Origin of the sequence: Klebsiella sp. 10982, assembly GCF_048589245.1 — a bacterium.
In the GTDB taxonomy this organism is placed as follows: Bacteria; Pseudomonadota; Gammaproteobacteria; order Enterobacterales; family Enterobacteriaceae; genus Klebsiella; species Klebsiella quasivariicola.
Genome location: NZ_JBMAXV010000014.1, coordinates 84,216 through 102,414 on the forward strand (window position 1 = coordinate 84,216; position 18,199 = coordinate 102,414).

Genomic DNA, 18,199 nt, shown 5'->3' on the forward strand with positions numbered 1-18,199 from the left:
AGTATGGTTCACGCTATCTTCTGCGCCCACGGCCAGCTGGCCGGGGCCATGCTTGATTCGGTACGCATGGTCTACGGCGAGGTTAACGTCAGCGCCGTCGCGTTTGTCCCCGGCGAAAACGCGGCGGATATCGCCATTAACCTGGAAAAGTTAGTAAGCGCACACATCGATGAGGAGTGGGTCATCGCGGTAGATTTGCAGTGCGGAAGCCCATGGAATGCCGCAGCCGGTCTGGCAATGCGTCACCCGCAGATCCGGGTGATTAGCGGCCTGTCGCTGCCGCTGGCGCTTGAGCTGGTGGATAACCAGCATACCCTGAGCGCCGATGACTTATGTCAGCATCTGCAAACCATTGCCAGCCAGTGCTGTGTGGTCTGGCAGCAGCCAGAAACCGTTGAGGAGGAGTTCTGATGCATATTACGCTCGCCCGTATTGATGACCGACTCATTCATGGGCAGGTCACCACCGTCTGGTCAAAAGTCGCTAACGCCCAGCGGATAATTATCTGCAATGACGAGGTATTTAACGATGAAGTTCGCCGGACCCTGTTGCGCCAGGCGGCACCGCCAGGCATGAAGGTAAATGTTGTCAGTCTGGAAAAGGCGGTAGCGGTCTATCATAACCCGCAATATCAGGATGAGACCGTCTTTTATTTATTTACCAATCCACACGATGTTTTAACGATGGTGCGCCAGGGTGTGCAGATCGCCACGTTAAATATTGGTGGCATGGCCTGGCGCCCCGGAAAAAAACAGCTAACCAAAGCCGTTTCTTTGGATCCGCAGGATATTCAGGCATTCCGTGAACTCGATAAACTGGGCGTAAAACTCGATTTACGCGTGGTCGCATCAGATCCGTCAGTCAATATTCTCGACAAAATTAACGAAACAGCTTTCTGCGAATAAAAAATAGCGCCTGTTGTGATATGCCGTAGCAGGCAGGATGACTCACACCTTAAAGGTCATAAATTATGGAAATTAGTACCCTACAGATAATAGCCATATTTATTTTTTCCTGTATTGCCGGAATGGGCAGTGTGCTGGATGAATTTCAGACCCATCGGCCCCTTATCGCCTGTACCGTGATTGGCCTCATCCTGGGCGATTTAAAAACCGGGGTTATGCTCGGCGGTACGCTGGAGCTGATCGCCCTCGGCTGGATGAACGTGGGGGCAGCGCAGTCGCCCGATTCGGCGCTGGCCAGCATTATCTCCGCCATTCTGGTGATTGTGGGCCACCAGAGCATTGCCACCGGTATCGCCATTGCTCTGCCGGTGGCCGCCGCCGGGCAGGTGCTGACCGTTTTCGCCCGTACCATTACCGTGGTGTTCCAGCACGCCGCGGACAAAGCGGCCGAGGAGGCGCGCTTTCGCACCATCGACCTGCTGCATGTCTCCGCGCTGGGGGTGCAGGCACTGCGCGTGGCAATCCCGGCGCTGGTGGTCTCGCTGTTCGTTAGCGCGGACATGGTCAGCAGTATGCTCAGCGCAATCCCGGAATTCGTCACCCGCGGCCTGCAGATTGCCGGTGGTTTCATTGTCGTCGTGGGCTACGCGATGGTGCTGCGAATGATGGGCGTGAAGTACCTGATGCCCTTCTTTTTCCTCGGTTTTCTCGCTGGCGGTTATCTCGACCTCAGCCTGCTGGCTTTCGGCGGCGTGGGCGTCATCATCGCGCTGATCTACCTCCAGCTCAATCCGCAGTGGCGTAAGGCTGAACCCGCCGCCTCCACCGCCCCCTCTGCACCCGCCCTTGACCAGCTTGACGACTAACGGAGCCGAAAATGGAACAGAAAAAAATCACGCAAGGCGACCTGGTGAGCATGTTTCTCCGCTCCAACCTCCAGCAGGCCTCCTTTAACTTCGAACGTATTCATGGCCTGGGATTTTGCTACGACATGATCCCGGCGATCAAACGCCTGTATCCGCTCAAAGCCGATCAGGTCGCGGCGCTGAAGCGTCATCTGGTGTTCTTTAATACCACGCCGGCGGTATGCGGCCCGGTGATCGGCGTCACCGCCGCCATGGAGGAGGCTCGGGCCAACGGCGCGGCCATTGACGATGGCGCTATTAACGGCATCAAGGTGGGTCTGATGGGCCCGCTGGCAGGCGTCGGCGACCCGCTGGTCTGGGGCACGCTGCGGCCGATTACCGCGGCCCTCGGCGCCTCGCTGGCCCTCTCCGGCAATATTCTGGGGCCTTTGTTATTTTTCTTTATTTTCAACGCGGTGCGATTGGCAATGAAGTGGTACGGCCTGCAGCTGGGCTTCCGTAAGGGGGTCAATATCGTCAGCGATATGGGCGGTAACCTGCTGCAGAAGCTGACCGAAGGCGCCTCCATTCTCGGCCTGTTTGTCATGGGGGTGCTGGTGACCAAATGGACCACCATCAATGTGCCGCTGGTGGTCTCCCAAACGCCCGGTGCTGACGGCGCCACCGTCACCATGACCGTCCAGAACATCCTCGATCAGCTCTGCCCCGGCCTGCTGGCGCTGGGCCTGACGCTACTGATGGTGCGTCTGCTGAATAAGAAAGTGAATCCAGTCTGGCTGATTTTCGCCCTGTTCGGCTTAGGCATTATCGGCAACGCTCTCGGCTTTCTGTCCTGATTATTCCGCCCCGGCGATGCCGGGGTGACGTCAACAACATAGCCCCGAAAGATGAAGGGGATGAGGTGGTTTATGCAAACAACAACGGCCCTGCGCCTGTATGGCAAACGTGACCTGCGCCTGGAAACCTTTACCCTCCCGGCGATGCAGGACGATGAGATCCTCGCCCGGGTGGTCACTGACAGCCTGTGCCTTTCTTCATGGAAAGAGGCCAATCAGGGTGCCGCTCATAAAAAGGTGCCAGATGATGTGGCCACCAGGCCCATTATTATCGGCCATGAATTCTGCGGCGAAATCCTCGCCGTCGGTAAAAAGTGGCAGCATAAGTTTCAGCCTGGGCAGCGCTACGTGATCCAGGCCAACCTGCAGTTGCCCGACCGGCCCGACTGCCCCGGCTACTCATTCCCATGGATCGGTGGCGAAGCCACCTATGTGGTGATCCCCAATGAGGTGATGGCGCAGGATTGCCTGCTCACCTGGGAGGGGGATACCTGGTTTGAAGGATCGCTGGTCGAGCCGCTCTCCTGCGTCATTGGCGCCTTCAACGCCAACTATCATCTGCAGGAGGGGAGTTACAACCACGTGATGGGGATCCGTCCGCAGGGGCGCACCCTGATCCTGGGCGGGACGGGGCCAATGGGGCTGCTGGCCATCGACTATGCGCTACACGGCCCCATCAATCCTTCACTACTGGTAGTGACCGATACCAATAAGCCGAAGCTCAGCTACGCCCGCCGTCATTACCCCTCTGAGCCGCAGACGCTGATCCACTATCTCGACGGCCATGAGGCCAGTCGCGATACGCTGCTGGCGCTCAGCGGCGGCCATGGCTTCGACGATATCTTCGTGTTTGTGCCAAACGAACAGCTGATCACTCTGGCCTCCTCGTTGCTGGCCCCGGACGGCTGCCTGAATTTCTTTGCTGGCCCCCAGGATAAGCAATTCAGCGCCCCGATCAACTTCTACGACGTGCACTACGCCTTTACCCACTACGTCGGCACCTCCGGCGGCAATACTGACGATATGCGCGCCGCGGTGGCGCTGATGCAGGCGAAAAAGGTCCAGACGGCGAAAGTGGTCACCCATATTCTCGGCCTGAACGCCGCGGGCGAAACCACCCTCGATCTGCCTGCCGTCGGCGGGGGGAAAAAGCTGGTATATACCGGAAAAGCCTTCCCGCTCACGCCGCTTGGCGAGATCGCCGATCCCGAACTGGCAGCGATTGTGGCACGTCACCATGGGATCTGGTCCCAGGAGGCTGAAGCGTATCTGCTGGCCCACGCGGAGGATATTACGCATGATTAACCGCGATACGCTGCTGTGTATCTCTCTGGCGGGTCGCCCCGGCAACTTCGGCACCCGCTTTCATAACTATCTGTATGAAAAGCTGGGGTTGAACTATCTCTACAAAGCCTTTACGACAACGGATATTGAGGCGGCGGTAAAAGGGGTTCGCGCATTGGGTATCCGCGGCTGTGCGGTCTCCATGCCGTTTAAAGAGAGCTGCATACCGTTTCTTGACGCGATCGACCCGTCGGCAAAAGCCATCGACTCCGTCAACACCATCGTCAATGACGACGGGAAGTTAACCGGGCTAAACACCGATTACATCGCGGTTAAAAGCCTGATCGCCAGCCATCGGCTCGATACCAACGCCAGAGTGATGATTCAGGGTAGCGGCGGCATGGGGAAAGCCGTCATTGCCGCCTTCCGTGATGCCGGTTTTCGCGATGTGATCATTGCGGCCCGCAATCGCCAGCGCGGCCTGGCGCTGGCAAAACAGTATGGCTTTCAGTGGCAGCCCCTGCCGGAAGGGATCGCAGCTGAGATTCTGGTCAATGTTACACCGCTGGGCATGGCAGGGGGAGCGGAAAGCAACACGCTGGCGTTCAGCGAGGCCATGGTGGCCCAGGCCAGCGTCGTGTTTGACGTGGTCGCGTTGCCGGCGGAAACTCCGCTGATTCGCCTGGCGCAGCAACGGGGTAAGCAGACCATTAGCGGCGCGGAAGTTATTGCCCTGCAAGCTGTCGAGCAGTTCGCCCTTTATACCGGCGTACGGCCGGATAACGAGCTGGTGGCAGAAGCCTCGGCGTTTGCCAGAAGCTAGTGTCTCCCTCCCGGGAAAGGCGTCAGCCACCTCCCGGGAGGGCTATCGCGCCACAAAAGAAGCGACATAAACGGGGAAAATAATCCGTCTCAGTAGTCATCCCGTTCGTCGTCTTCATCCGGTTGCTCCATCACGCTGTAGGCCACCGAGCAGAACAGGCTGTTCAGGCGCTTCATATCCCCCAGCAGCGCCAGATGCAACGTACTGGTTTCGATACTCTGCACGTTCTGCTGATGCAGACGGTCAACGTGCGCATGCGAGTAGCGGCGGTTAAGTATGCGGAACCGGTGTTTGCTACGCCGCAGTCGGCGGGCGCTGGGTACATCGCTGGAGAAGAAGACCGACATCGCCAGCTGCAGATTGCTGAGCAGCAGATCGTACAGCGCATCCAGCTCCTTTAACCCTTCCACCGAGAAGGCGCGTCGTGCCGCCAGTGATTTATCGGCGATCTCGCTGCCCATCCGCTCGACGATATCGGACGCCTGCTCGAGGTTTAACGACATTTCAATGATTTCCGCCCAGCGCCGGGATTCCTCTTCCGCCAGCTCATCCTTTGGCATTCGCGCCAGATAGAGCTTAATGGCGGTGTAGAGTACGTTGATATCGTCCGCCATGCGGCGCAGCTCTTTCTCCTGACGCGGTTCGCCATGCATCACCTTATGCAGGCTCTCCAGCATCTGCTCCATCGCATCACCAATGCGCAGGGTCTCACGCGCGGCATTGGCCAGCGCCAGCGCCGGGGTGTCCAGCGCCGACGGGTCGAGATGCTTGGGTTTGAGATGGTTATCCAGCTCGGGCTCATCGTGAATCAGACGCTGGCACAGCTTCGCCATCGGCCCGGCGAAGGGCACCATCGCGATGCAGCGCAGCAGGTTGTAAAAGACGTGGAAGTAGATGACCAGTTCAGACTCCGCCAACGGCAGCTTGTGCATCACCGCGGCCAGCGGATGGACAAACGGCAGAATAATCAGGCTCCCCACCAGCTTAAACAGCAGGCTACCCAACGCCACGCGGCGCGCTGCCGCGTTCGCCGCGCTGTTGTTGAGCATCGCCAACAGCCCCGATCCCAGGTTGGCGCCAATCACCAGGCACAGCGCCACCGGGAAAGAGATCGCTCCCGCCGCGGTCAGCGTCGCGGTCAACAGCACTGCCGCCAGACTGGAGTAGCTGATGATCGCGAATACGGCGCCAATCAAGGCATCCAGCATGATATCGCCGGTCAGCGAGGCAAAAATCACCTGCACGCCGTTGGCCTGAGTAATGGGGTGGACGGCCTGAACAATCAGCTCCAGGGCCAGCAGGATCAGCCCCAGGCCGATCCCCACCCGCCCCAGCTGCCCGGCACGGGTTTGCTTGCGGCCAAGGAAGAAGATCACCCCGATAAATATCAGCAGCGGCGACAGCCACGACAGGTCGAAGGTCAGCACCCTCGCCATCAGCGCCGTCCCGACGTCAGCCCCCAGCACCATCACCAGCGCCGGCGTCAGGCCCACTAAATCCTGGGCAACAAACGAGGTCACCAGCATGGTGGTGGCATTGCTGCTTTGCACCAGCGCAGTGACGCCAAGACCCGCGCAGAAGGCGAGCGGCTTTTTCTCTACGCTGCTACTGAGAACGGTACGCAGGCGAGCGCCATAGACGCGCATCACCCCGGTACGCACGATATGCGTGCCCCACACCAGCAGAGCAACCGCGGACAACAGGTGTAGCAGAGTTAACACGGAATCAGCTTCTCCTTATCGTTATAGGTGTTCCGACGTTCTGGAACCTCTCTCAGTATAAGGGGTTAACCTCAATAAAGAGACAAGGCGCTCACAGAGCGCCTTGTTTGTTGTAAGGAAAGGTGACGATTTAGTCGGCATCATAGCCCAGATTAGGCGCTAACCAGCGTTCGACTTCCGCCGGGGTCATCCCTTTACGCAGCGCGTAGTCTTCGACCTGGTCGCGCTGGATCTGCGCCACGGCGAAGTACTTGCTGTCCGGATGGCTGAAATACCAGCCGGAAACCGATGCGCCCGGCCACATGGCGAACGATTCGGTGAGCTTCATGCCGGTATGGGCTTCCACGTCCAGCAGCTGCCAGATGGTGCCTTTTTCAGTGTGCTCCGGACAGGCCGGATACCCCGGCGCAGGGCGGATCCCCTGGTAGTTCTCACGGATAAGCTCCTCATTGCTGAGGTTCTCATTGGCCGCATACCCCCAGTAGACCTTGCGTACTTTCTCATGCAGATACTCGGCAAAGGCCTCCGCCAGACGATCGGCGATGGCCTTGATCATGATCTTGTTATAGTCATCATGCTGCGCTTCATAGGCGTCCGCCAGCGCGTCCTCTTCCAGGCCGCCGGTGACGGCGAAGGCGCCGATATAGTCCGCTTTGCCGCTCAGCTTCGGCGCGACGAAGTCGGCGAGGCAGTAGTTGGCGAAGCCGACCTTCTCCGTCTGCTGGCGCAGATGATGGCTCACCGTCAGCACGTGAGTGCGGGTTTCGTCGCGATAAATTTCAATATCGTCGCCGACGCGATTGGCCGGGAACAACCCGACCACGCCACGCGGGTTCAGGGTTTTCTCTGCGCTGAGTTTATCCAACAGCTCGTTGGCGTCTTTGAACAAGCGCTGTGCCTCTTCACCGACCACTTCATCTTCCAGAATCCGCGGGTATTTGCCCGCCAGCGACCAGGTCATGAAGAACGGCGTCCAGTCGATGTAGTTACGCAGCGTCTCGATGCTCGCTTCCACCTCCTGTATCCCCAGGCGATGGGCCACCGGCGGCGTGTAGCTCTCCCAGTCGAAGGCCAGATCGTTTTCCCGCGCCGCGGCCAGGGTTACCGGCGGGGTGCGCGGTTTTTTACGCCCATGCTGGATACGCACGGTCTCATACTCTTTGCGCGTGCGGGCGACAAAATCATCGCGCTGCGTCTCCGAGAGCAGCGCAGCCACCACCCCGACGGTGCGCGAGGCGTTCTGTACGTAAACGGTCGGTCCGCTGTAGTTCTGCTCGATTTTCACCGCCGTATGCGCTTTCGAGGTAGTCGCGCCACCGATCAGCAGCGGGATGGTAAAGCCCTGGCGCTCCATCTCTTTCGCCACGTTGACCATCTCGTCCAGCGACGGGGTAATCAGCCCGGAGAGACCGATCAGATCCGCGTTCACCTCTTTGGCGGTTTTGAGAATTTTGTCCGCCGGGACCATCACGCCAAGATCGATAATTTCGTAGTTATTGCACTGCAGCACCACGCCGACGATGTTTTTGCCAATGTCGTGAACGTCGCCTTTTACCGTGGCAATCACCATTTTACCGTTACTGGAGCCCTGCTCTTTGCTGGCTTCGATATAAGGTTCGAGGTAGGCCACCGCCTGTTTCATCACGCGGGCGGATTTCACCACCTGCGGCAGGAACATTTTGCCTTCGCCGAACAGATCACCGACCACGTTCATGCCGTCCATCAGCGGCCCTTCAATCACCTCGATAGGACGTTCGGCCTGCTGACGCGCCTCTTCGGTGTCCTGTTCGATAAATTCAGTAATGCCCTTCACCAGCGAATATTCGAGACGCTTTTTCACGTCCCAACTGCGCCATTCCGCCTGCTGAGCATTCGCGCCGTCGTCCGCTTTGCTGCCGCGATATTTTTCCGCCAGCTCAAGTAACCGTTCGGTACTGTCATCGCGGCGGTTAAGGATCACATCTTCGACCGCGTCGCGCAGCTCGCCCGGGAGGTCATCATAGATGGCCAGCTGGCCGGCGTTGACGATCCCCATATCCATGCCGTTACGGATCGCGTAGTAGAGGAACACGGCGTGGATCGCCTCACGTACCGGGTCATTGCCGCGGAACGAGAACGACACGTTGGAGACGCCGCCGGAGATCAGCGCATGCGGCAGCTCGCGTTTGATGTCTTCGCAGGCGCCGATAAAGTCCTGCGCATAGTTGTTATGCTCTTCGATACCGGTCGCTACCGCAAAGATATTGGGATCAAAGATGATATCTTCCGGCGGGAAGCCGACCTCTTCGGTGAGAATTTTGTAGGCGCGACGGCAAATCTCAATTTTGCGTTCGCGGGTGTCGGCCTGACCCACTTCGTCAAAGGCCATCACCACTACCGCGGCGCCATAACGGCGAACCCGTTTCGCATGGTGGATAAAGGGTTCGACGCCCTCTTTCATCGAAATCGAGTTAACAATGCCTTTGCCCTGAATGCATTTCAAACCCTTTTCAATGACTTCCCACTTGGAGGAGTCGATCATGATCGGCACGCGGGCAATGTCCGGCTCGCCGGCAATCAGGTTGAGGAAGCGCACCATCGCCGCTTCCGCGTCGAGCATCCCCTCATCCATGTTGATATCGATAATCTGCGCGCCGCTTTCGACCTGCTGACGGGCAACGTCCAGCGCTTCGCTGTACTTCTCTTCTTTGATCAAGCGCTTAAATTTCGCCGAGCCGGTGACGTTGGTACGTTCGCCGACGTTAACGAACAGGCTGTCGTCGCCGATGTTCAGCGGCTCCAGGCCGGCGAGGCGGCAGGCCACCGGCAGTTCCGGCAACTGGCGCGGCGGTAAACCGGCCACCGCCCGGCTCATAGCGGCAATATGCTCCGGGGTCGTACCGCAGCAGCCGCCAACGATATTAAGGAAACCGGCTTCCGCCCATTCGCGGATCTGCGCCGCCATGGTGTCGGCATCCAGATCGTATTCGCCGAAAGCGTTGGGCAGACCGGCGTTCGGATGCGCGGTGACATAGCATTCGGCGATGCGCGACAGCTCCTGAACATACTGGCGCAGCTCGTCCGGCCCGAGGGCGCAGTTCAGACCAAACGATAAGGCTTCGGCGTGGCGCAGCGAGTTATAGAAAGCTTCGGTGGTCTGCCCGGAAAGCGTGCGGCCGGAGGCGTCGGTAATGGTGCCGGAGATCATTAGCGGCAGGTCAACGCCCAGCGCCTCCAGCTCCTCTTTCACCGCATAGATGGCCGCTTTGGCGTTCAGGGTGTCAAATACCGTTTCAATCAGGATCAGATCCACACCACCTTCCACCAGCGCCCGGGTGGATTCGCGATAGGCGGCCACCAGCTGGTCAAAGGTAATATTACGGAACGCCGGATCGTTCACATCAGGCGAGATAGAGGCGGTACGGTTGGTCGGGCCAAGCACGCCCGCGACGTAGCGCGGTTTTTCCGGCGTGCGGGCCGTCCAGGCGTCGGCGCTGGCGCGGGCCAGCTTCGCCGCGGCAAAGTTGATCTCGGCCGACAGGGATTCCATCTGGTAATCCGCCATCGCGATGGTCGTCGAGTTAAAGGTGTTGGTCTCGATGATATCCGCGCCGGCCTCGAAGTAGGCGTCGTGGATCTCGCGGATCACCTCAGGCTTGCTGAGCACCAGCAGGTCATTGTTGCCTTTCAGGTCGCACGGCCAGTCAGCAAAGCGCTCACCGCGAAAGTCCTGCTCACTCAGACGATAGCCCTGGATCATGGTGCCCATGCCCCCATCCAGGACCAGAATACGTTCTTTTAACTGCTGATGCAGTTGCTCAACTTTGCTGCTCACACTTGCTCCCGACAACGCTCAACTCAGGCCAAATAGCCAACGAACCATACTGGCACAAACCACCGGAGCGGAAAAGACAACAACGGGCAATATGAGACATGTTCAGCTTCACTCCTCCGATGAGTCTGGTTGTGATTGCATTATCGCCAAATAAAACGAAAATTATTTCCACGATACAGAAAAAGGAGACCGCGATGGCCATTACCCCCGTTCCCGCGAAACGCGGCAGAAAACCCGCGGCTGCCACCGCCCAGCAGGCTGGCGGTCAGGTTCAGTCGCTGACCCGCGGCCTGAAATTGCTCGAATGGATTGCCGAGTCCCACAGCAGCGTCGCGCTAACCGAACTGGCGCAGCAGGCGGGTCTGCCCAATTCAACCACCCACCGTCTGCTGACCACCATGCAGCAGCTGGGCTTCGTTCGCCAGGTGGGCGAGCTGGGCCACTGGGCCGTCGGGGCGCATGCTTTCGTGGTCGGCAGCAGCTTTCTACAAAGCCGCAATCTGCTGGCGATTGTCCATCCGATCCTGCGCCAGCTGATGGAAGATTCCGGTGAAACGGTGAATCTGGCGGTGCTCGACCAGAGCGACCATCAGGCGATCATTATCGACCAGGTGCAATGCACCCAGCTGATGCGGATGTCGGCGCCAATCGGCGGTAAACTGCCGATGCACGCTTCCGGCGCCGGGAAGGCGTTTCTCGCGCAACTGAGCGAAGAGCAGGTCACCAGTTTGCTGCATCGTAAAGGGCTTCATGCCTATACGCATGCCACGCTGGTCTCCCCGCTGCATCTGAAGGAAGATTTAGCCCAGACCCGCAAGCGGGGCTACTCTTTCGATGATGAGGAACACGCGCTCGGCCTGCGCTGTGTCGCCGCCTGCATTTACGATGAACATCGCGAACCGTTCGCGGCAATCTCCATCTCAGGCCCCATCTCGCGTATGACCGATGATCGGGTGACTGAGCTGGGCGCGCTGGTCATCAAGGCCGCGAAAGAGGTCACGCTGGCGTATGGCGGGGTTAAATAAAGAAAATGCCCCAGAGGGGCATTTTAAGTAGGCCTGATAAGCGTAGCGCCATCAGGCAGATCGGCGCACCTTGCCGGATGGCGGCGTAAACGCCTTCTCCGGCCTACTGTCGGCGCCATAGCGCACGCTAAACCGCTGCTTGCGCCGGTAGGCGTAGACATCTTCCACATGGCCGTTTTTAATCCGCGTCTGCAGTTCACGCCAGTAGTCGGCGCGCAGCAGGTCGGCATGCATCTCCTCAAACAGCGGTCCAATGCGCGGGTCAGCGCACAGCCAGTGGCGGAACTCCTCCGGGAAAACATCGCCCGGCGAGACGCTATACCACGGCTCGCTGGCCAGCTCATCCTCCGGATAGCGCGGCTGCGGGATATGACGGAAATTCACTTCCGTCATATAGCAGATTTCATCATAGTCGTAGAACACCACCCGGCCATGGCGGGTGACGCCGAAGTTTTTAAACAACATATCGCCAGGAAAGATATTGGCGGCGGCCAGCTGGCGGATAGCATTGCCATACTCTTCTACCGCATCACGTAATGCCTGACCGTTAACCTGCTCCAGCCACAGGTTGAGCGGCACCATTCGCCGTTCAATATACAGATGGCTGATGACGATGCGGTCGCCAAGATCGGTGAGTTTGTTCCCCGCTTCCGCCTGCAGCAGCGCCAGCAGCGCTGGCGCGATTTGCCGTTTATCCAGCACGAAATTTTCAAACTCCTGGGTATCCGCCATCCGCCCGACGCGGTCATGCTCCTTTACCAGCTGATAGCAGGCGCGCACGTGGGCGGCGGTCATCTCTTTCTGCGGCGCGAAGCGGTCTTTGATCACCTTAAACACCCGGTCAAACCCCGGCAGGGTAAACACCAGCATCACCATCCCGCGAATGCCCGGCGCTTCAATAAACTGCTCATCGCAGCGAGTAATGTAATGCAGATATTCGCGATAACTTTCGGTTTTGGCGTGCTTCTGACAGCCAATCGCCATATACAGCTCGGCCGTCGTTTTACCCGGCAGGATCTCGCGCAGCCATTCCACCAGGGCGCCGGGCAGTGGCGCATAAACCATAAAATAGGAACGCGCGAAGCCAAAAACGATGCTCGCTTCGGCATGGGTTGTGAGGCAGGTGTCAACAAACAGCTCACCCTCATCGCTGCGGTGGATCGGCAGCAAAAAAGGCAGCGTCGCCATCGGCATGACCAGTTTGCCCACCAGCCAGGCGGCTTTATTCCGGTAGAACAGCTCATTGGCGACCTGCAGATGACAGCTGGCGAGCAGTTCCTCCCCCAGCGCCTCCTGCAGACTGGCAATGATATAGCCGATGTCCCGCGCTTTATTCTGCCACGGCAGCCGCAGCGGCAGATCGGACAGCACTTTGCCCAGCAGGTGCGACCAGCCGCGTTCCGGAAAGAAATCTTTCGCCAGCGGTCGCGGGAGAGTGCGAAAGGGGCGCTCGGGCTGCGAACTGAAAATAAAGAGCCGCTCGGGGGTCAGCGAGCGGTGGTCAAACAGGCGGCAGTAGACCGAATTGAAAAAGCTCTCGGCAATTTCAAAGCGTGGGTAATCCGGCAAAAGTTGGGTGTACTGCTGTTTCACCCGCAGAAGAAAATCGACGTCGGTACTTTTCCCTTCGGTAATGCAGCGCAGCTGCTCTACTACCAGGCCAACGTGATGATCGTAGAGATGGATGCGCTGCTTCATCGCCTGCTGCACCGCGTGCCAGTCAGCCTGTTCAAAGCGCTGCTGCGCGCCGGAGGTCACCTCGAGGAAACGCCCGTACTGGGCGTCGAATCCCTGTAATATCGTTTGGGCAATCAGTAATTCCAGACCACGCGTCATCGCTCTCCCCCATCCGGCACCACGTCATGCCGGATGGCGCGCTCGCTTATCCGGCCTGCGTCCCTTCACAGGCCCGGTCAGCGTCGCGCCGCCGGGCATGGCTCAAAACTGATCTTCTTCGGTAGAGCCGGTCAGCGCCGTCACCGACGAGGCGCCGCCCTGGATAATCGTGGTGACTTTATCGAAGTAGCCGGTACCCACCTCCTGCTGATGCGAGACGAAGGTGTAGCCTTCCGGCCCGGCGGCGAATTCCGGCTGCTGCACTTTCTCAACATAGTGGCGCATCCCTTCCCCCTGAGCGTAGGCATGGGCGAGGTCGAACATGTTAAACCACATGCTGTGGATCCCGGCGAGGGTAATAAACTGGTATTTGTATCCCATGTCCGACAGCTGCTGCTGGAAGCTGGCGATGGTTTTATCGTCGAGATTTTTCTTCCAGTTAAACGACGGGGAGCAGTTATAGGCCAGCAGTTTGCCCGGGAAACGTGCATGGATAGCCTCGGCAAAGCGGCGCGCCTGCTCAAGATCCGGTTTCGACGTTTCGCACCACACCAGATCGGCATACGGCGCATAAGCCAGCCCACGGCTGATCGCCTGCTCGATCCCGGCGTGGGTGCGGAAGAACCCTTCGCTGGTGCGATCCCCGGTAATAAACTCACGATCGTACGGATCGCAGTCTGAGGTAATTAAATCGGCCGCATCGGCATCGGTACGGGCGATCACCAGCGTCGGGACCCCCATCACATCGGCCGCCAGACGCGCCGCCACCAGCTTCTGAATCGCCTCCTGGGTCGGGACCAGCACTTTACCGCCCATATGGCCGCACTTCTTCACCGATGCCAGCTGATCTTCGAAGTGAACAGCCGCTGCACCGGCTTCAATCATCGATTTCATCAGCTCAAAGGCATTAAGGACGCCGCCAAAACCGGCCTCCGCATCCGCCACGATCGGCAGGAAGTAGTCGATAAAGCGCGGATCGTTCGGCTCAATTCCCGCTGACCACTGGATCTGATCGGCGCGGCGGAAGGTATTGTTGATCCGATCCACCACCGCCGGTACCGAGTTGGCCGGATACAGCGATTGATCCGGATACATGCTGGACGCCAGGTTAGCATCCGCGGCAACCTGCCAGCCGGAGAGATAAATGGCTTCGATGCCGGCCTTCGCCTGCTGCAAGGCCTGGCCGCCGGTCAGCGCGCCGAGACTGTTGATGTACCCTTTCTTCGCCTCACCGTGCAGCAGACGCCACATTTTCGCCGCGCCAAGCTGCGCCAGCGTGCATTCCGGATTCACCGAGCCGCGTAACTTCACCACCTCTTCCGCGCTGTACGGGCGGGTAATACCTTCCCAGCGCGGGTTCGTCCACTCTTTGTTTAATTCTTCGATTTGTTGGGTACGGGTTTTCATGTGCAGATGCTCCATATAATTTCCTGGCTCCCCAGGCTCATTGGTGAAGGACTAAATGGCGAACCACACCATCTGGCGATCAGGCCAGCAGGCGGTAGCCCGGTAATGTCAGAAAATCAATCAGTTCGTCAGAGGTGGTGATCTGCTCCATCAGCCGCGCCGCATCGTCAAAGCGGCCGTGGCTGAAACGGTGCTCTCCCAGCTCCTCCTGAATCACCATCAGCTCTTCCGCCAGCCACTGGCGGAACAGCGCCTTCGTGACCGGGGTGCCGTCGTTCAGGGTTTTCTGATGATGGATCCATTGCCAGATAGAGGTGCGCGAGATCTCGGCCGTCGCGGCGTCTTCCATCAGGCCATAAATCGGCACACAGCCGTTACCGGAGATCCAGGCTTCGATGTACTGCACCGCCACGCGAATGTTGGCGCGCATCCCGGCTTCCGTGCGCTCGCCCTCGCAGGGAGCCAGCAGCTGTTCAGCGGTAATTGGCGCATCCTCGCTTCGGGTGACCGAGAGCTGATTCGGCTTATCGCCGAGCACGCGGTCAAACACCGCCATGGCGGTATCTGCCAGCCCCGGATGGGCGATCCAGGTGCCATCGTGACCGTTGTTCGCCTCCAGCTCTTTATCGGCGGTGACTTTATTCAGCACCTGACGGTTACGTTCAGCCTCTTTGCTCGGGATAAAGGCCGCCATGCCGCCCATCGCAAAGGCTCCGCGTTTGTGGCAGGTCTTAATCAATAACCGTGAGTAGGCGCTGAGGAACGGTTTATCCATCGTCACCACCTGACGGTCAGGCAGGACGCGATCCGGATGGTTTTTCAGCGTCTTGATATAGCTGAAGATGTAGTCCCAGCGGCCGCAGTTGAGGCCGACGATGTGGTCGCGCAGCGCATGCAGGATTTCGTCCATCTGGAACACCGCCGGCAGCGTCTCAATCAGCAGCGTGGCCTTGATGGTGCCGCGCGGCAGGTCAAAACGATCTTCCGTAAAGCTGAAGACATCGTTCCACCATGCCGCTTCCTGCCAGGCCTGGGTTTTAGGCAGATAGAAGTAGGGACCACTCCCTTTCGCCAGCAACGCCTGATAGTTATGAAAGAAATAGAGCGCAAAATCGAACAGGCTGCCGGGGATAGCCTCATTACGCCAGGTGACATGCTTTTCCGGCAGGTGCAGGCCACGCACTCGGCATACCAGCACGGCGGGATTAGGCTGCAGCTGGTAGATTTTGCCGGCCTCGTTGGTGTAGCTGATGGTCCCGTTCACGGCATCGCGCAGGTTGATTTGGCCATCAATGACTTTGCGCCAGTCAGGCGCCAGCGAATCCTCAAAGTCAGCCATAAAGACTTTGACGTTGGCATTCAGCGCGTTAATGACCATCTTGCGCTCGACGGGGCCGGTGATTTCAACGCGGCGATCCTGCAAATCCGCAGGAATACCGCGGATAGTCCAGTCGCCATTTCTAATGGAAGCAGTTTCCGAAATAAAGTCTGGAAGTACACCTTCATCAATGGCCTGCTGCTGCTGCTGACGCGCGGCCAGCAGCTTATTACGCGCCGGCGCAAAGCGGCTCACCAGTTCGGTCAGAAATTCTACCGCCTCAGGCGTTAAGATCTGTTTCTCCTGCTCGCCATAGGGCTGATTAAAGGCCAGTTCATCGGTGATTGTCGCCTGCTGCGTCATTGTGCTGCTCCTCTTGGTTGATCCGCTGGAAGCGAGCGAAAGATCGTTGTGTAGTTTTCGCTCAGCACAATTAAGACTACTCAATTAATTTCTAAAATCAAAAACAATTTCCATTTTAATTTTAAATTGTCATTAACATATTGATAACAATGAAATTAAAGTTATCATCGTGTGTGAAGTGAATTTCGGAAATAAAAAAGGCACCCGAAGGTGCCAGAGGCAAAATGCTGAAACGCTTTAGGATCGTCTCGCGTAGAGTATTATTCCAGCGTCGGATTCATATGACGCAGATCGTATGGCGTAATCTGGTAGACGTAATAGTTAAGCCAGTTAGCGAACAGCAGGTTGCCGTGGCTGCGCCAGGTGGCGCGCGGTTTGTTCTGCGGATCGTTTTGTGGGAAATAGTTGTGAGGAACCTCAGGGTTCAAACCGGCTTCCACATCGCGGAAATATTCACTTGCCAGGGTATTGGCATCGTACTCCGGGTGGCCGGTGACAAAGGCGATGCGCTTATCTTTACTGGCAAACAAATACGCATCGCCCTCTTCCGTCTCCGCGAGGATCTCAAGATCGGTATAGTCACGGATAAGTCCGGCCGGAAAATCAGCATAGCGTGAGTGTGGGGCGAGGAAAGAGTCGTCGAAACCACGGGTCAGTAAGGCGTGCGGATGAAGAATATGGTGTTCATAGACGCCGGAAATCTTTTCGGCGCGGGTCTGCTTGGGAATGCCGTACAGAATGTTCAGCGCGGCCTGAACCGCCCAACAGACGAACAGCGTCGAAGTGACGTGATCCTTGGCCCACTCCAGCACCTGTTTGATCTGCGGCCAGTAAGCAACATCGTTAAACTCAACCAAACCTAAGGGAGCGCCAGTGACGATCAGGCCGTCAAAGTTCTGATCGCAGATCTCATCGAAATTACAGTAAAAGTTATTCAGATGCTCCGCTGGGGTATTACGTGACTCGCGCGCATCGATACGTAATAACTGGATATCCACCTGCAGCGGAGAGTTCGACAGCAGACGCAGGAACTGATTCTCCGTCTCGATTTTCTTCGGCATCAGGTTGAGGATTAACACCTTCAGGGGGCGAATTTCCTGAGTCGTTGCGCGTGTTGTCGTCATCACAAAGACGTTTTCATTGCGCAAGAAATTGACGGCTGGTAGCTCGTCCTGCACCCGAATTGGCATAACTCTATTACCTCATAGCATACGTATAAACGTTTAGACATCCAGATAGCTGAAGATAACCAGGAATCGGGTGAATGTCGAGTCTGCATGTTCACGGTGAGAAAATTTCACGGCGCGCGTTGAGTTAGAATATAAGAACGAAGAAAAGGAGAAAATATGGTTATTAGCATCCGCCGTTCCCGGCCTGATGAAGGGAACAAACTGATTGCGATCTGGTGTCGGTCGGTCGACGCCACGCATGATTTTCTGTCAAAAGCGTATCGAAAGGAGCTGGAGGAGATGGTACGCGCATTTTTACCGGAGGCTCCACTGTGGGTGGCGGTTAACACCGAGGACCAGCCGATCGCCTTTATGCTGCTGACCGGTGAGCATATGGACGCGCTGTTCGTCGATCCGGATGTCCGCGGCTGCGGCGTAGGGAAATTGCTGATTGAGCATGCGCTGTCGTTAACGCCGAAGCTGACGACCAACGTTAATGAGCAGAATGAACAAGCGGTCGGGTTTTATCAGAAGATGGGTTTCACAGTGACAGGTCGCTCTGAAACAGACGATCTGGGGCAACCGTATCCGTTATTGAATTTGATACATGAGCAGCAGGCTGAAGCAGACTAAGATTGACGTCGGCAACTGCTGACCCATAGACAGGGACCTCCCCGGAGGCGGTGCTGCGCACCTTGTCCGGGCTACGGATCCGTAGCCCCGGTAAGCGCCGCGCCACCGGGGAGATATACCCCACACCGCAAAAAACCCCGCACCTTTCGGGACGGGGTTCTTTTTTAACGCAAAACAAAAAGCCCGGTCTTTCGACCGG

General features: G+C 57.8%; 14 protein-coding genes. 8 read left to right on the forward strand and 6 right to left on the reverse strand.

Going from position 1 to position 18,199, the window contains the following annotated elements; genetic code table 11:
- Nucleotides 1-3 precede the first annotated feature (3 nt).
- From ACKLKD_RS13310 to ACKLKD_RS13335, 6 genes are all read left to right on the forward strand, one after another.
- Nucleotides 4-411, forward strand: a complete 408-nt coding sequence (locus ACKLKD_RS13310; protein ID WP_025713359.1) for a mannose/fructose/sorbose PTS transporter subunit IIA — start codon at nt 4-6, stop codon at nt 409-411.
- Nucleotides 411-905, forward strand: coding sequence for a mannose/fructose/sorbose PTS transporter subunit IIB (locus tag ACKLKD_RS13315; protein WP_087804926.1), 495 nt, complete (start codon nt 411-413; stop codon nt 903-905). Before ACKLKD_RS13310 ends, ACKLKD_RS13315 begins: the two co-directional genes overlap by 1 nt.
- Before the next feature lie 65 nt (nt 906-970).
- Nucleotides 971-1,771, forward strand: coding sequence for a PTS mannose/fructose/sorbose transporter subunit IIC (locus ACKLKD_RS13320; RefSeq protein WP_025713361.1), 801 nt, complete (start codon nt 971-973; stop codon nt 1,769-1,771).
- A gap of 11 nt (nt 1,772-1,782) precedes the next feature.
- Nucleotides 1,783-2,607 carry a PTS system mannose/fructose/sorbose family transporter subunit IID gene (locus ACKLKD_RS13325; protein ID WP_002884590.1) on the forward strand — a complete coding sequence of 275 codons (825 nt, stop codon included), beginning with the start codon at nt 1,783-1,785 and terminating at the stop codon, nt 2,605-2,607.
- A 72-nt stretch (nt 2,608-2,679) separates the two neighbouring features.
- On the forward strand, nt 2,680-3,912 hold the full coding sequence (sorE, locus tag ACKLKD_RS13330; protein WP_117141114.1) for an L-sorbose 1-phosphate reductase: 1,233 nt from the start codon (nt 2,680-2,682) through the stop codon (nt 3,910-3,912).
- On the forward strand, nt 3,905-4,714 hold the full coding sequence (locus tag ACKLKD_RS13335) for a shikimate 5-dehydrogenase (RefSeq protein WP_087804931.1): 810 nt from the start codon (nt 3,905-3,907) through the stop codon (nt 4,712-4,714). Before sorE ends, ACKLKD_RS13335 begins: the two co-directional genes overlap by 8 nt.
- Nucleotides 4,715-4,803: 89 nt before the next feature.
- Here the strand turns inward: ACKLKD_RS13335 and ACKLKD_RS13340 are convergent, their stop codons facing one another.
- Both ACKLKD_RS13340 and metH read right to left on the reverse strand, forming a co-directional pair.
- Nucleotides 4,804-6,435 carry a Na/Pi cotransporter family protein gene (locus ACKLKD_RS13340; protein ID WP_025713364.1) on the reverse strand — a complete coding sequence of 544 codons (1,632 nt, stop codon included), beginning with the start codon at nt 6,433-6,435 and terminating at the stop codon, nt 4,804-4,806.
- A gap of 130 nt (nt 6,436-6,565) precedes the next feature.
- Nucleotides 6,566-10,249: a methionine synthase gene (gene metH / locus ACKLKD_RS13345; RefSeq protein WP_025713365.1), complete on the reverse strand. Its 3,684-nt coding sequence runs from the start codon at nt 10,247-10,249 to the stop codon at nt 6,566-6,568.
- 194 nt (nt 10,250-10,443) lie between these two features.
- On the opposite strand from metH, the gene iclR reads away from it, so the two are divergent.
- Nucleotides 10,444-11,274, forward strand: a complete 831-nt coding sequence (gene iclR / locus ACKLKD_RS13350) for a glyoxylate bypass operon transcriptional repressor IclR (RefSeq protein WP_042929560.1) — start codon at nt 10,444-10,446, stop codon at nt 11,272-11,274.
- A gap of 51 nt (nt 11,275-11,325) precedes the next feature.
- Here iclR and aceK read toward each other — a convergent pair whose 3' ends face one another.
- The 4 genes from aceK to metA form a co-directional block, all read right to left on the reverse strand.
- On the reverse strand, nt 11,326-13,110 hold the full coding sequence (aceK, locus tag ACKLKD_RS13355; RefSeq protein WP_025713367.1) for a bifunctional isocitrate dehydrogenase kinase/phosphatase: 1,785 nt from the start codon (nt 13,108-13,110) through the stop codon (nt 11,326-11,328).
- Nucleotides 13,111-13,212: 102 nt separating this feature from the next.
- Nucleotides 13,213-14,517: an isocitrate lyase gene (aceA, locus tag ACKLKD_RS13360; RefSeq protein ID WP_004206828.1), complete on the reverse strand. Its 1,305-nt coding sequence runs from the start codon at nt 14,515-14,517 to the stop codon at nt 13,213-13,215.
- Nucleotides 14,518-14,596: 79 nt separating this feature from the next.
- Nucleotides 14,597-16,198, reverse strand: a complete 1,602-nt coding sequence (gene aceB / locus ACKLKD_RS13365) for a malate synthase A (RefSeq protein WP_080897967.1) — start codon at nt 16,196-16,198, stop codon at nt 14,597-14,599.
- 260 nt (nt 16,199-16,458) lie between these two features.
- Nucleotides 16,459-17,388, reverse strand: a complete 930-nt coding sequence (gene metA / locus ACKLKD_RS13370) for a homoserine O-acetyltransferase MetA (protein ID WP_004206830.1) — start codon at nt 17,386-17,388, stop codon at nt 16,459-16,461.
- A 156-nt stretch (nt 17,389-17,544) separates the two neighbouring features.
- On the opposite strand from metA, the gene ACKLKD_RS13375 reads away from it, so the two are divergent.
- Nucleotides 17,545-18,000 (forward strand): acetyltransferase, encoded by a 456-nt coding sequence (locus ACKLKD_RS13375; protein WP_025713369.1) that lies wholly within the window; start codon nt 17,545-17,547, stop codon nt 17,998-18,000.
- The last annotated feature ends 199 nt before the right edge of the window (nt 18,001-18,199 follow it).